The 12,743-nt window shown below is 65.8% G+C and carries 13 protein-coding genes and 2 pseudogenes; 7 read left to right on the forward strand and 8 right to left on the reverse strand.

Annotated features, from left to right (window positions below; translation table 11 throughout):
* Positions 1-226 (reverse strand): annotated as a pseudogene (locus tag Q319_RS27430) (hypothetical protein); the annotation flags it as partial.
* Between the two features lie 114 nt (positions 227-340).
* Between Q319_RS27430 and Q319_RS24885 the strand changes: the two are divergent.
* From Q319_RS24885 to pruA, 4 genes are all read left to right on the forward strand, one after another.
* The gene (locus Q319_RS24885; RefSeq protein WP_034415953.1) at positions 341-781 is read left to right on the forward strand and encodes an MgtC/SapB family protein; all 441 of its coding nucleotides are present in this window, start codon (positions 341-343) and stop codon (positions 779-781) included.
* 61 nt (positions 782-842) lie between these two features.
* Positions 843-1,520 (forward strand): GntR family transcriptional regulator, encoded by a 678-nt coding sequence (locus Q319_RS0119580; protein WP_029484124.1) that lies wholly within the window; start codon positions 843-845, stop codon positions 1,518-1,520.
* Positions 1,521-1,595: 75 nt separating this feature from the next.
* Entirely contained in the window at positions 1,596-2,528 is a 933-nt protein-coding gene (locus Q319_RS0119585; protein ID WP_029484125.1) for a proline dehydrogenase family protein, read from the forward strand.
* Between the two features lie 58 nt (positions 2,529-2,586).
* Positions 2,587-4,158, forward strand: a complete 1,572-nt coding sequence (gene pruA, locus Q319_RS0119590; RefSeq protein WP_029484126.1) for an L-glutamate gamma-semialdehyde dehydrogenase — start codon at positions 2,587-2,589, stop codon at positions 4,156-4,158.
* Between the two features lie 45 nt (positions 4,159-4,203).
* On the opposite strand, the gene Q319_RS0119595 is transcribed toward pruA, so the two are convergent.
* Positions 4,204-5,565, reverse strand: a complete 1,362-nt coding sequence (locus Q319_RS0119595) for a phytoene desaturase family protein (protein ID WP_029484127.1) — start codon at positions 5,563-5,565, stop codon at positions 4,204-4,206.
* Entirely contained in the window at positions 5,550-6,452 is a 903-nt protein-coding gene (locus Q319_RS0119600; RefSeq protein ID WP_029484128.1) for a UbiA family prenyltransferase, read from the reverse strand. The genes Q319_RS0119595 and Q319_RS0119600 overlap by 16 nt, the downstream gene beginning before the upstream one ends.
* Before the next feature lie 132 nt (positions 6,453-6,584).
* On the opposite strand from Q319_RS0119600, the gene Q319_RS0119605 reads away from it, so the two are divergent.
* Positions 6,585-7,526, forward strand: coding sequence for a DUF808 domain-containing protein (locus Q319_RS0119605; protein WP_029484129.1), 942 nt, complete (start codon positions 6,585-6,587; stop codon positions 7,524-7,526).
* Between the two features lie 90 nt (positions 7,527-7,616).
* On the opposite strand, the gene Q319_RS0119610 is transcribed toward Q319_RS0119605, so the two are convergent.
* Positions 7,617-8,471 (reverse strand): alpha/beta hydrolase, encoded by an 855-nt coding sequence (locus Q319_RS0119610; protein ID WP_029484130.1) that lies wholly within the window; start codon positions 8,469-8,471, stop codon positions 7,617-7,619.
* Positions 8,472-8,567: 96 nt separating this feature from the next.
* Between Q319_RS0119610 and Q319_RS0119615 the strand changes: the two genes are divergently transcribed.
* Together Q319_RS0119615 and Q319_RS0119620 are read left to right on the forward strand one after the other, a co-directional pair.
* Complete coding sequence (locus tag Q319_RS0119615) at positions 8,568-9,005, forward strand: OsmC family protein (RefSeq protein ID WP_029484131.1); 438 nt, start codon at positions 8,568-8,570, stop codon at positions 9,003-9,005.
* Positions 9,006-9,106: 101 nt separating this feature from the next.
* Positions 9,107-9,661, forward strand: coding sequence for a P-loop nucleotide/nucleoside kinase family protein (locus Q319_RS0119620; protein ID WP_029484132.1), 555 nt, complete (start codon positions 9,107-9,109; stop codon positions 9,659-9,661).
* 31 nt (positions 9,662-9,692) lie between these two features.
* On the opposite strand, the gene Q319_RS0119625 is transcribed toward Q319_RS0119620, so the two are convergent.
* The 4 genes and pseudogenes from Q319_RS0119625 to Q319_RS25790 form a co-directional block, all read right to left on the reverse strand.
* Positions 9,693-10,682 (reverse strand): 3-oxoacyl-[acyl-carrier-protein] synthase III C-terminal domain-containing protein, encoded by a 990-nt coding sequence (locus Q319_RS0119625; RefSeq protein WP_029484133.1) that lies wholly within the window; start codon positions 10,680-10,682, stop codon positions 9,693-9,695.
* Positions 10,679-12,013 carry a F390 synthetase-related protein gene (locus Q319_RS0119630; protein WP_245619385.1) on the reverse strand — a complete coding sequence of 445 codons (1,335 nt, stop codon included), beginning with the start codon at positions 12,011-12,013 and terminating at the stop codon, positions 10,679-10,681. The genes Q319_RS0119625 and Q319_RS0119630 overlap by 4 nt, the downstream gene beginning before the upstream one ends.
* Positions 12,006-12,419, reverse strand: coding sequence for an MBL fold metallo-hydrolase (locus Q319_RS24890; protein WP_051655587.1), 414 nt, complete (start codon positions 12,417-12,419; stop codon positions 12,006-12,008). Before Q319_RS24890 ends, Q319_RS0119630 begins: the two co-directional genes overlap by 8 nt.
* A gap of 12 nt (positions 12,420-12,431) precedes the next feature.
* Positions 12,432-12,743 (reverse strand): annotated as a pseudogene (locus Q319_RS25790) (hypothetical protein); the annotation flags it as partial.

Genomic DNA, 12,743 nt, shown 5'->3' on the forward strand with positions numbered 1-12,743 from the left:
CCAGCCGCACGAGGAGTTCCGGTACGCTCCATTGGAGCGTATTCCACGGGAGGGCCTTTTGAAACCATCGGCGGAAGGTACGTTCGTGGAGTCCGCTGTAACGGCTGAGATTCAGGGCATTGATTCGGCCAGGAATGGCCTGCCACACCGGCATCAGGTGGAGGAAAAAACGCTGTTGGGCAGCGGGGAGATTGAGCAGGGTGAGCAGCACAGGTAAAATAGTCATTGGGTCTCCTTGGGTGTGGGCTTGAGAACCTCACCCTACCGGAGACCCGTTTTTTGGGCCACCCCTACTTTTCGTCAAAACTGTCCGAACCATTGCTGGAACGAACTCAAGCTGATGCAGGGGCTGCTGGTGGCCTTCGTCCTCAGCGGCGCGATTGGCTGGGAGCGCGAGCGGATGCGCCGCAGCGCGGGCCTGCGGACGCACATGCTGGTGGGCATGAGCGCGGCGCTGTTCGTGGTCCTGGCCGAAACGCTGATCACCTCGTTCGGCACCGATGACGACGGCGTGCGCTTCGACATGATCGGGCTGCTGGGCGCAGTGGTCAGCGGCATCAGCTTTCTGGGCGCGGGCGCGATTTTCTCGGATCGGGGACAGAAGGCCAAAGGGCTGACCACGGCGGCGGGACTGCTGGTGACAGCGGGGGTAGGCGTGGCCTGCGGGCTGCACCTGTACGTGCTGGCCACCGGGGCCACGCTGCTGTTCCTGTTCACGCTGGCAGTGGTGCGGCGTCTGGCCCAGGGAGAGGGGGACAGCGCAGCCGAGGACCAGGAATAAGGACGACGGGTGGCCCTGAATACTCTCATCCGGCCTCAGGAATATTGTATACAATATCCATATGATCCTTGCCGTGCACCACGCGCCCGTTGCCTTCGCGCGGCCTGTGCTGGTGCGTGACGGCGTGTACGAACACTTACGCCGCGCCGTACTGGACGGCGAAATCGCCCCCGGCGAACGCATCGGCGAGGTAGAGCTGGGCGAACGTCTGGGCGTGTCCCGCACCCCGATCCGCGAGGCGATCATGCGGCTGACCCAGGACGGATTGCTGGTGGCGGAGGCCAACAAGGGTGTGCGCGTCCGCACGGTGACCGCTCAGGAAGCGCGCGACACCTACGCCGTGCGCGAGGAGCTGGACGGGCTGGGCGCTGCGCTGGCCGCCGCCGCCCACACCGCCGCCGACGCCGCTGCCCTGCGCGCCGCACTGGCTGAGGTCAACGCGGCCAAGGGCGGCGACTACCGCCAGCAAACCCGGCTGGACCTGAGTTTTCACCGCGTCATTGCTCTGGCGGCCCACAACGCCGCGCTGGGCGATCTGGCCCGCGATCTGGAGCAGCGTGTGGCCCTGATCAAGCACCAGACCCGCACCTACAATGCCCACCCGGACACGGCAGCGCAGCACGCCGCCATCCTGAAAGCCGTGCTGGACCGCGACGCCCCCGCCGCCCGCGAGGCCGCCCGCCTGCACGTCCGCACCTTTGCCGCTTTAGTGGTCAATGAAATGAATCCCGAGACATGAAGACCTGACACATGAATCCCTGACCCTCAGACTGCCGACACCCAGACCCTCAGATCTCTCCAAAGGAGCTTTCCCATGATTGACCAGATTTACCGCAAGGCCGTCCTGACCGTTTCGGGGCAGAAGTTCGTGGAAAACATCGTCCGCAAGCAGGGCTGGGGGCTGGCGCAGCGCTTCGTGGCCGGGGAAGAGGTGGAGGGCGCGATTGCCGCCGTCAAGGAACTGGAAGCCGAGGGCATTCAGGGCAACCTGGACCTCCTGGGCGAGTTCGTGGCCTCGCCGGACAAGGCCAACGAGTTTGCAGAGAAGGTGCTGCATCTGCTGGACGCCGCGCACGCCGCCGGGGTCATGCCCTACGCCAGCGTCAAGCTGTCCGCCGTGGGCCAGGGCCAGACCGTGGACGGCCAGGATCTGGGCCTGACCAATGGACGGCGCATCGTGGGCAAGGCCAGGGAATACGGCGGCTTTATCTGCCTGGACATGGAAGATCACCCGCGCGTGGACCAGACCCTCTCGCAGTTCCGCACGCTGGCCGAGGAGTTCGGCACGCAGCACGTCGGCACGGTGTTGCAGAGCTACCTCTACCGCACCGAAGCGGACCGCGACAGCCTGGATGACCTCTCGCCCAACCTGCGAATCGTGAAGGGCGCGTATCTGGAACCCGAAAGCGTTGCCATGCCCGACAAGGCCGACGTGGACGCCAGTTACCGCAAACTGGTCTACGCGCATATGAAGGCCGGAAACTACGTCAACATCGGCACGCACGACGAGAGCATCATCGAGGATGTCAAGCATTTTGCCCTGGCCCACGGCATCGAGAAGGACGCCTACGAATTCCAGATGCTCTACGGCGTGCGCCGCGACTTGCAAAAGGAACTGGCGGCGGCGGGCTACCGTGTGCGGGCCTACATCCCCTACGGGCGCGACTGGTATCCCTATTTCTCGCGCCGCATCGCCGAGCGTCCAGCCAACGTGATGTTCATCCTGAAGGGCATGCTCAAGGGCTGAGACCGTTCAAAACAGTGATTTTGCAGATCGCAACCCCCACGACTTCAAGGAGACTCCCATGCTTAAAATTCAGGATTACCGCCCCCAGCCCTTCATTGACTTCACCAAAGCCGAGAACGTGCAGGCTTACGAGGCCGCCCTCAAAAAGGTCCGCGCCGAGCTGGTGGGCAAGCACTACCCGATGGTCATTGACGGCGAGCGTGTGGACACCGCTGAGAAGCTGACCTCTCTGAACCCCTGCGACACCTCCGAGGTGGTGGGAACGACGGCCAAGGCCACCATCGAGGACGCCGAACGCGCCTTGCAGGGGGCATGGAAGGCGTTTGAGACGTGGAAAACCTGGGACATGGACGCCCGCGCCCGCATTCTGCTGAAGGCGTCGGCCATCCTTAAGCGCCGCCACCTGGAAGCCTGCGCCCTGATGAGCATTGAGGTGGGCAAGAACTACGCCGAGGCCGACGTGGAAGTGGCCGAGGCCATCGATTTTCTGGAGTATTACGCCCGCAGCGCCATGAAGTATTCGGGCTTCGGCAGCAGCGAGACCACCTGGTTTGAAGGCGAGGAAAACGGCCTGATGTCGCTGCCGCTGGGCGTGGGCGTCAGCATCAGCCCGTGGAACTTTCCCTGCGCCATCTTCGTGGGCATGCTGGCCGCGCCCATAGTGGTGGGCAACTGCGTGATCGCCAAACCCGCCGAGGACAGCGGCCTGATCGCTGGATTCATCGCCGACATCATGTACGAGGCTGGCCTGCCCGCCGGGGTGCTGCAATTCCTGCCCGGTGTGGGCAAGGACGTGGGCGAGTACCTGACCACGCACGCCAAAACACGCTTTATTACCTTCACAGGCAGCCGCGCGGTGGGCCTGCACATCAACGAAGTCGCGGCCAAGGTGCAGCCCGGCCAGAAGTGGATCAAGAAAGTGGTGCTGGAACTGGGCGGCAAGGACGGTATGATCGTGGACGAGACCGCCGATCTGGAAGTGGCGATTACCGCCGCCGTGCAGGGCGCGTTCGGCTTCAACGGCCAGAAATGCAGCGCCATGAGCCGCCTGATCGTGGTGGACGCCGTGTACGACGACGTGGTCAACGGCTTCGTGGAACGTGCAAGCAAGCTGAAAATGGGCACGGGCGAGGAAAACGCCAACGTGACCGCCGTCGTCAACCAGATGAGCTTTGACAAGATCAAGGGCTATCTGGAGATTGCGCCGCAGGAAGGCAAGGTGCTGCTGGGCGGCGAGGCCCCCGGCGAGTGCAATGGCAAGCAGGGCTACTACGTCCAGGCCACCATCGTCGGCGACGTGAAGCGCGAAGCCCGCATGGCGCAGGAGGAAATCTTCGGGCCAGTGATCTCGGTCATTCGCGCCAAGGACTGGCAGGATGCGCTGGACATCGCCAACTCCACCGAGTACGGCCTGACCGGCGGCGTGTGCAGCCGTAACCGCGCCCGGCTGGAGCAGGCCCGCCAGGAACTGGAAGTGGGCAACCTGTACTTCAACCGCAAGATCACCGGGGCCATCGTGGGCGTGCAGCCCTTCGGCGGCTACAACATGAGCGGCACCGACAGCAAAGCCGGTGGGCCGGATTATCTGGCGTACTTCATGCAGCTCAAGACGGTGACGGAACGCTGGTAAGACAGACTCCACACCCGGCCCTCTCCACTGCGGAGGGGGCTTTTTTCATATCCTGGCAAGCAGCGTATCCACCATCAGCGCGCCGCCCAGAATCGCTGGGATGCCGCCGCCGGGGTGGACGCCTGTTCCCACCTGCCAGAGCCGGGGCGTCAGGCGGTAGGGCTGTGGGTGGAAGGGGCCGCCGCGCCACACCGGCAGGGCTGCGCCGTAAATCGCGCCGCCGGGATGACCGCCCGCCGCGTAGTGTCCGGGGGTCAGGGCCAGCACTTCATCGGCAGAGGCCAGCAGCCCCGGCACTCCTAAAATCTGTTCCACACGCTCTATCTGAGCGCGGACCCAGGGATGCCCCAGCCCCAGCGGGCGCGCGGTGGCGGGGGCAGTGAGCAGCACGGCCAGCTTGCGCCCCTCGGCGTGAGTGAGGGCCAGCGTATCCGGCGGCAAGGCTCCGGCCCGGATGGCGGCGCGGAAAGTCTGAAAGTTTGACGGCGGAATGATGGAAGTGGCGGCCAGTGGCGCACGTTCGGGCAGAGCCGCGTAGATCGCCACGCCACTGACTGTCCGTTTTGATTTGGGAGAAACGGCGGGCAGGCCGCGCAACTTTGCTAGTCGGTGCGGATCAACCGCGCTCACGAGGAGATCATGCTGGACTGTCTTGCCGCCACTCAGCGTTAGGGTGAAGCCGTTTACTGCCGTGACCTCCACTCCCTCCTGAATCTCCACACCGCGCGCCGCAGCAAATCCAAGCAGGGCGTCCAGCAACTTACCCATCCCCCGTTCAGGCCGGAAAACTTCTGCGCTCACCAGCGCTGGAATCAGCGCATACAGGGCGGGCGCATCGACAGGCGACAGACCCGCGTTCAGGGCGTGTGTGCGAATGGCGTGGGCCAGCGTGGGCGGGAGTTTTTGGGCACGAATCCAGCTCTCGGCGGTGAGGTGCGGGCCGACGACGTTGAACAGCGCCTGACTGGCCCGCAGAAAAGCCGGATCGGTCAGGCGCGGCGGCGTGGTCAGGAGAGAAACGATGTGGGGCGCGAGGGGCTGAACCTTCGCGCGGTACTTTTCCCAGGACGCGTGTAGTGGGTGGCCCGGCGGCACAGGCAAAGGCACGGGGCCGAATGGAGTGTAGTGAATCCCCAGTCCGCCCGGCAGCGGTTGAAGATGGAGCGTGTCCGCCTCGCCCAGCCGCTGTAAATAGCTTTCCCACACGCCTGGAAATGTAAACAGGCTGGGGCCAGTATCAAAGACCAATCCCCCAACTTTTTCCCGCCGCAGTTTGCCACCCGCGCGGTCCCGCTCGTAGACGGTGACGCGGTGTCCCCGCCCCGCCAGCAGACAGGCCAGCGCTAGTCCCGCCAGCCCTCCGCCCAGGATGCCGACGCTCAGATCAGACTTCAGATTCCGGTCCACAGGCCACGGGCCAGCAGGTAGACCAGACCCACACCCGCTACTGCGCCGACGATCCAGGGGGTCACGATGCTCAGCGGGTACAGGCGGGCGGCCCGCACGGGGGTGGGATCACGCAGCAGCGCCACAGCCATACCGCCGCAGGTTAGCCACAACGCGGCGGCGGTCAGCAGGGACACGGGCAGCAGCAGCGCCCCGGCCACGGCAAACCACGCCAACGCATAGGCCGCCGTTCCCCTCACGCCCAGGACCGTCGCCACCGTGCGCGTCCCGGCCTCGCGGTCAGCGGGGATGTCCTGCGCGGCGTCGAAGGCGTGCTTGCCCACCGCGTAGGCCATCAGTGCCAGCAGGGGCCACCACGGCACAGGCGTTCCCAGCGCCAGCGCGGGCAGCGCCAGCGGCAGGGCGTAGGCCACGTTGCTCAGGCCGTCCAGAAACGGGCGGCCCTTCAACCTCAGCGGCGGCAGGCTATAGGCCGCGAACAGCACGGCGGACAGGGCCAGCAGCAGGGAAGCGGCGGGCGGCAGCAGCACGGCCAGCCCCACCAGCGCGGGCAGGTTGATCGCCAGCGTGGCCGTCAGCAGCGGGCCGCCCTCGGCCACGGTCAGCCGCGCGCCCTGCCAGCCGCCTTTGCGGGAACTGCGGGCGTCTTCCTCGCGGTCAGACAGATCGTTCAGGCCGTAGATCAGCAGGTTAAACGGCAGGGTCAGGTACAACAGCAGCGCCAGCACGCCGGGGTCCAGCGTGTACAGCCGCCCGGTCAGCCACACGCCCGTGACCAGCGTGCCCACCGTGTTGATCCACAGCGCGGGCCGTGACACCACCAGCAGGCGGCGCAGCGGCAGGGGCGAGTGGTGGGACCGGGTCTGGAGGCGGGCGGGCGTTCGCATTCGGAAACGTATTGTAGAAGAGGGTACTGGGGGTGGATGCCCCGGTCTTGCTAGGATAACAACCCTGATGACCCTCTGGCCTCTCCCGCTCACCCTGTTTCGTCTTTCTGCCCTGATCAGGGATGTGGGCCGTTGAGCGGCGGTCTGGTGGCCCTGCTCGACGATGTGGCCGCGCTGGCCAAGCTGGCCGCCGCGTCCATCGACGACATCGGCGCGGCGGCGAGTAAGGCGGGGGTCAAGGCCATAGGGATCGTGGTGGACGACACGGCAGTCACGCCCCGCTACGTCACGGGTTTTACCCCGGACCGCGAACTGCCGATCATCTGGCGCATCGCCAAGGGGTCGCTCAAGAACAAGCTCGTGTTCATCCTGCCCGCCGCGCTGCTGCTGAGCCAGTTTCTGCCGTGGGCGCTGAACCCGCTGTTGATGGTGGGCGGGGCCTACCTTTGTTTCGAGGGAGCAGAGAAGCTGTACGAGGCGGTCTCTGGCCACCATGACACGGCCAAAGAGGAAGTCATCAAGCTGGCCAGCGCCGCCCACGAGGAAAAGATGGTCGCGGGCGCGATCCGCACCGATTTCATCCTGTCGGCGGAAATCATGGCGATCTCGCTGGCGGAAGTGGCGGGCGAGCCGTTCGTGTCCCGCGCGCTGATCCTGGTGGTGGTGGCCCTGATGATCACGGCGCTGGTCTACGGCGTGGTGGGATTGATCGTCAAGACCGACGACTTCGGCGTCCGGCTGGCGTCCAGCGGTTCCAGGGCGGCGCAGGCCGTGGGACGCGGACTGGTCAAGGGAATGCCCGTGGTCATGTCGGCCCTCTCGGTGATCGGCACGGCGGCGATGCTGTGGGTGGGCGGCCACATCATCACCGACGGGCTGGACAAGTTCGGCCTGAGCTGGCCCGCCGACACCCTGCACGGGCTGGCCGTGGCGGCGGGTCAGGCCATTCCCTTCGCGGGGGCGGTGGTGGAGTGGCTGGTAGAAACGCTGGGGTCCGCCCTCGTGGGCGTGCTGCTGGGGGGAATCATCGTGGCCGTGATGCACCTGCGGCCTGCCAAAACTGCGGCGCACTGAACGCCCGCACAGGATGAAGGCTGAGACGGAACCCGTTTTTCTCCTGCTCGATCTGATCGGCATTGGTCTCTTTCCCCTCCAGCCTCTGGATCAGGAACGGTCCAGCAGCCACTTCAGCAGCGCCGCGCGGATTTCCCCGCGCGGTTCGTCGTTCAGGAGTTCGTGGTAGCCGCCTTCTTTCATGATCAGGGTCTTGTCGGGACTGGCAACCATGTCGAAGAAGCGCTGGCTGCCCGCCGGATCGGTGATCCTGTCCGCCGCGCCGTGAAAGACCAGGGTGGGGATTTTCCAGTTGGGATAACCGGCCCATAGCCTGCCGCTCAGGCCCACCATGCTGGCGGCGGTCAGGGCGCGGACCTTGCCGTGGTACACCAGTTCGTCAGCCTCGTAGGCAGCAACCTCATCGGGCAGGCGGGACAGGCCATCCGTTCCCAGATCCCGGACAGGCGCGGCGGGAAACACTTTGGCCAGCAGAGGGGCTAGGGTCTTGAGCCAGCCCGGCTCTTTCTCGCCCATCAGTAGCGACGGGCTGGACAGAATGACCCCGCTCAGGCCGCGCGGATCGCGGGACGCGCTGGCCGCCGTGACCAGACCGCCCATGCTGTGGCCCAGCGCAAACAGCGGCAGCGGCGAGTCGTCACCGGGACGGCCCCGCAACGCCTCGCGGGCTTTCAGATGGTCCTCCACCAGCACGTTCAGATCCACCACCGCGCGCCGCCCCTCGGAATGGCCGTGACCGCGCTGATCGTAGGCGTAGACGGTGAACCCGGCCTCTACCAGTGTGGGAATCAGGGCGTGGTAGCGCTCCACATAACGCTGCGCGTATTCCCCCACCCCATGCGAGATCAGCACTGCGCCGCGTGGCTGCTGTCCTTGTGGGTGCTGGGCCTTCCAGACGTAGCCGCTGACGGGCACACCCGGCACCTTCCATTCCTGATGTTCCATGACGGGAGTGTAGCGTCCCCCATGCGGTGACCCTGATAAAGCCTGCGTAAACCGGCCTCATCACGGCGCGCAGGGGCAGAGGCGCAGACTGGGCGCATGGCAGACATTGCGAGAAAGGCGAATGCCCAGTGGATGGGCGACCTCAAGGGCGGCAAGGGCAACATCAGCACCGAGAGCGGCACGGTCAAGGACGCGCAGTACTCGTTCGGCACGCGCTTCGAGAACGGGACCGGCACCAACCCGGAAGAACTGCTGGCCGCCGCGCACGCCGGATGCTTCACCATGCAACTGTGCGCGATGCTGGCAGGCGACGGCCATGACCCGCAGGACGTGCGGACCGAAGCCACCTGCGAGATGGTCAAGGACGGCCCCGGTTTCAAGGTCAGCGCCATGCGGCTGGACGTGCGCGGCAAGGTGGGCGGCATCGATCAGGCGGGCTTCGACAAGTACGTGGCCCAGGCTGCCGAGATGTGCCCCCTGAGCAAGGTCATGCAGGGCAACGTGGAAATCACGCACAAGGCCGTGCTGGAATAACAAGATTTGCAGGACTGAGCGCCCCGCTTCGGCTGGGGCGTTTTCGTTTGCCAGCCCGTTGGCAGACAAGCGTACGTTCTTGTCACCGATAAGCTGGGGACATGGGCCATATTTTCCATCTCGTCGGACCACCCGGCAGCGGCAAACGGACCATCGGGCTGAGGCTCTCGGCGCTGACGGGCACGGTGTTGCTGGACAACCACCTGTTCAACGACGCCGTATTCAAGCCTTATGGTGCGGACGGCCTGCGGCCCATCCCGGAGGAAATCCACGCGCTGGCGGCGCAGGTTCGCAAGCTGGGGCTGGAGGCTGCTCGCCTTGCCCCACGCGACGTGAGCCAGATTTTCACGAGCTATCTGACAAACCGTCCATCTGGGTCAGCGGCCCTGCAACTGGTGCGTGACCTCGCGCAAGCCAGAGCTGTCCGGTACATTCCCGTCTGGCTGGACTGCGACATAGATGAACTGGAACGCCGTTTATCTCTGCCCGAACGTCTGGAGCGGGCCAAGCTGCGTGATCCAGCCATCCTGCGGACTTCGCTGGCAACGTCCGGGATACTGTCACTGCCGCCCGATGCCATCCGAATCGACACTTCAGCTCTGGCCCCGGCAGACGCGGCGCTGCTGATCGTGGAACATTCGGGGACGCTGTTCTGAAGCATTGAAGTCTGGAGAAGAATTCATCCAGTCACAGCCGCAGAATTATCCCACCCGCGATCAGTCCGGCCCCAGTTCCCGCGAACAGCAACGTGTCGCCCTCTCCTGCCCGGCCTGAAGTCAGCGCCCCATGCAGCGTGAGCGGGAGACTGGCGGCGATCACGTTCCCCAGGTGCGTGAGCGTCACCTCGGTCTGCTCGGCGGGCCAGCCGTAGCGGCGCATCAGGTCCAGACCCGCCGCGCTGGCCTGATGGGGCACGACGCGGTCAATGCCGGGCAGTCCAGTGCTGAGGCCGGGGCGCAGCGTCTCCAGAAAATCGGGGACCACCTGCGAGACCAGCCGCAGGACCGAGAGGCCGTGCATGTCAAAGGTGAAGTCGGTTGGCAAGGCGTCCGGGTGCCGGGGCGAGAGCAGGGAGCCGCCGCCGCGAATGCGGGTGTGGTCCGCACCTTCCGGGTAGGTGGCGACGCGCATGGCGTGAATGCCCTGGCCGTCACGCGCGGCGGGGCCGACGACGACTGCCGCCGCGCCGTCCCCGATCAGCAGCGCACTCTCCGGCTGGGCAAAGTTGAGGCCAGGGCTGCCCGCCTCACTGCTGACGATCAGGACATGCTTTGCCTGACCCGCACCAATGAGCAGGGCTGCGTGGTTCAGCGCCAGCAAGAAGCTCAGGCAGGTGCCGTGAATGCTGTAGGTGGCCGCGCCGCGCAGGCCCAGCTCGCGGGCAAACAGCGCCGCGCCGTCCGGGATGGGCTGGAGCTGGCTGCCGCTGGCATTCAGCAGGGTGTCGATCTGGGACACTTCCAATCCCGCTGCCGCCACCGCCTCCCGCGCGGCCTGTGCGCCCAGGGTCAGGGCCGTTTCGGAACCGGACAGCCAGCGGCGTTCGTGAACACCCGTGCGCTTGACGGCGATTTCGGGGGGCATCCCGCACAGGGCAGCGGCCTCGGCGGTAGAGACCACGCGGGCGGGCAGCGCCTGGGCGGTGGACAGGATTCGCAGACCGAGAACTTGATTCATGGCGATTCTCCCGTTTCACCACGCAGCCAGAGACGGCTGACCCGGCGACGCTTGACACCCGGCGCTGGAGCGGGCAATGGCTGAACAGTAAGCTGAATGCGCGCAATGTCTCCCCCACCCCGCTCCAACGCGCGGCGAACCTGGGCACACGCCTCCCGCTGAGTTTCAGGAGTGAGAGGCTGAATCAACAGACGCAGTTCGGCTGGCCCAGTCTGTTCCACCCGGTACTCGCGCAGACCGGGAACGCGGTTCATGGCTCCACGCAGGAAGTCGGGCCAGATCTTGACGCGCCCCGATGCTCCCGGCAGGTCCAGTGCATCGTCCTGCCGCCCGGCCACGCGCAGCACGCGGCGGGAAGCCAGCCCACACGAACAGCCGTCCGCCAGCACCAGCAGATCGTCCAGGCGGTGCCGGACCATCGGCTGGGTGATGCGTCTCAAGTCGGTCAGGATGGGACGGAGATATTCGTCTCCCGCTGCCTCAAACTCAAAGTGAACGTGCGCCTCGTTGAGATGCAGATTTCCGTGTGGGCAGGGCAGGCCCAGCAGTCCTTCGGTAGCCTGATAGACCTGCACCACCGGACCGAAGCCGCGTTCCAGCGCCGCCCGGTCATCGTCCTCCAACACCTCCGCCACGCTGACCACCTTCTCGGGCTGTGCTTTGGCCCCGGCGTCCAGCAGGGCGCGCAACACGCTGGGCGGACCGATCAGCAACGTGGGACTGTAGGCACTCAGATCGGCAGCCAGTTCGTCCAGCGGGCGCAGCAGGTCCAGAAAGTTGAAGTCCAGCCGCCCGCTGCCCACGCTGCGATACAGGCCACCGTCGGCACGCAGCAGGAAGGCGACACGCTGCCGTTTCAGCAGGCCCAGTGGGAAAGCGGGCAGCAGATGCCGCAGCACCACCCCGGCCCACTGCAAGCGCTCGGCGCGCGACACCACGAACGCGCCCGCGTTGCCGCTGGTGCCGCTGGACAGGCCCACCGTAACGGGGCCGCGCGGCGTGGGCAGCGTGGGCGTGAAATCGCGGGTGTCCTCGGCGCGGCGGGCAACTTCCAGCACCTCTTTCAGGTACAGCCCGGCGGTGTTGAGCTGATCAAAATGGGCCATCATCTCCGCCTTCCCCACGGGCGGTAACTCGCGCCACTGCCCCAGACCCAGCCCCGCGTTCAGGAACCGCTGGGCGGTGAAGGGACTGTGCGCCGCCACCCAGCGCAGATGCCCTGTCGCCAGCCGCCCCTGATACTTTTCCAGCGTGGCGCGGTCACGGAACATCAAACCACCCTCGCCCAGCGCGTGTTTCAGAACGGTCAGACGGTCCAGCACTTCAGACATGTCCAGCCTCCGGCGCGTCGTGGCTGACGAAGACCCCGGCACGAGGGTGAGCCAGCAGCCACTGGCGCAACTGTTCGGCGCTGCGGCGTTCGGCAGCAGCGTCGTCAAAGATCACGCGGGCCAGCGGATGAACTTCCAACCCCTCTCGCAGACCCCGCACGCTCCAGGCAGCGTCGGCGGCGAGCAACATCAGGCCCGCGCCGTCACCGTCCAGCACCGCTTCGGGCGTGGTGCGGACGATCAGCGCAATCATTCCTGCCGCATGGCCCGGCACCTTGACCGCATAGGCGCTGCCGTCCCCGAACACGTCGGCAGCGACTGCGAAAGGCGACAGCCCCGGCGGAGCAGGCTGGAAATCCAGCGGGTGCAGCCGCGCCTCAAAGTCATCGGGGAGCAGTTCGGGCATGGGTGCATCCCGCTAAGCTGGGATCGGAAAGGCAGCGTGGCGAACGTCATCCAGACTCACCAGGGGATTGATGTTGTTCAGGTTGGCACGAAGCGAGGCCATGCCACTGGCCCCAGGACGGGACCAGTGCATGCCCGAACCCTTCATGCGCCAGCCAATCACACTTTTGTTGATGCCTTCGATCTGCCCTGAGCCAATCGGCCAGCCCTGAGTGCGGTAGTGGGGATAGTTCATCAGGTGCGTGCGCCTGAACAGATAGTTCAGGGCCTGTTGTGCTTCTGAACTCCACTGCCTCTGCCCCACAGGGGCAGAGGCAAAGGTTTG

Source organism: Deinococcus marmoris DSM 12784 (assembly GCF_000701405.1).
GTDB classification, from domain to species: domain Bacteria; phylum Deinococcota; class Deinococci; order Deinococcales; family Deinococcaceae; genus Deinococcus; species Deinococcus marmoris.

Coding starts and splice junctions, on each gene's coding strand:
- Q319_RS0119580 (WP_029484124.1), top strand. CDS start 843: ATGATCCTTGCCGTGCACCACGCGCCCGTTGCCTTCGCGCGGCCTGTG.
- pruA (WP_029484126.1), top strand. CDS start 2,587: ATGCTTAAAATTCAGGATTACCGCCCCCAGCCCTTCATTGACTTCACC.
- Q319_RS0119600 (WP_029484128.1), bottom strand. CDS start 6,452: ATGCGAACGCCCGCCCGCCTCCAGACCCGGTCCCACCACTCGCCCCTG.
- Q319_RS0119630 (WP_245619385.1), bottom strand. CDS start 12,013: ATGTCTGAAGTGCTGGACCGTCTGACCGTTCTGAAACACGCGCTGGGC.
- Q319_RS24885 (WP_034415953.1), top strand. CDS start 341: ATGCAGGGGCTGCTGGTGGCCTTCGTCCTCAGCGGCGCGATTGGCTGG.
- Q319_RS24890 (WP_051655587.1), bottom strand. CDS start 12,419: ATGCCCGAACTGCTCCCCGATGACTTTGAGGCGCGGCTGCACCCGCTG.
- Q319_RS0119625 (WP_029484133.1), bottom strand. CDS start 10,682: ATGAATCAAGTTCTCGGTCTGCGAATCCTGTCCACCGCCCAGGCGCTG.
- Q319_RS0119615 (WP_029484131.1), top strand. CDS start 8,568: ATGGCAGACATTGCGAGAAAGGCGAATGCCCAGTGGATGGGCGACCTC.
- Q319_RS0119585 (WP_029484125.1), top strand. CDS start 1,596: ATGATTGACCAGATTTACCGCAAGGCCGTCCTGACCGTTTCGGGGCAG.
- Q319_RS0119610 (WP_029484130.1), bottom strand. CDS start 8,471: ATGGAACATCAGGAATGGAAGGTGCCGGGTGTGCCCGTCAGCGGCTAC.
- Q319_RS0119620 (WP_029484132.1), top strand. CDS start 9,107: ATGGGCCATATTTTCCATCTCGTCGGACCACCCGGCAGCGGCAAACGG.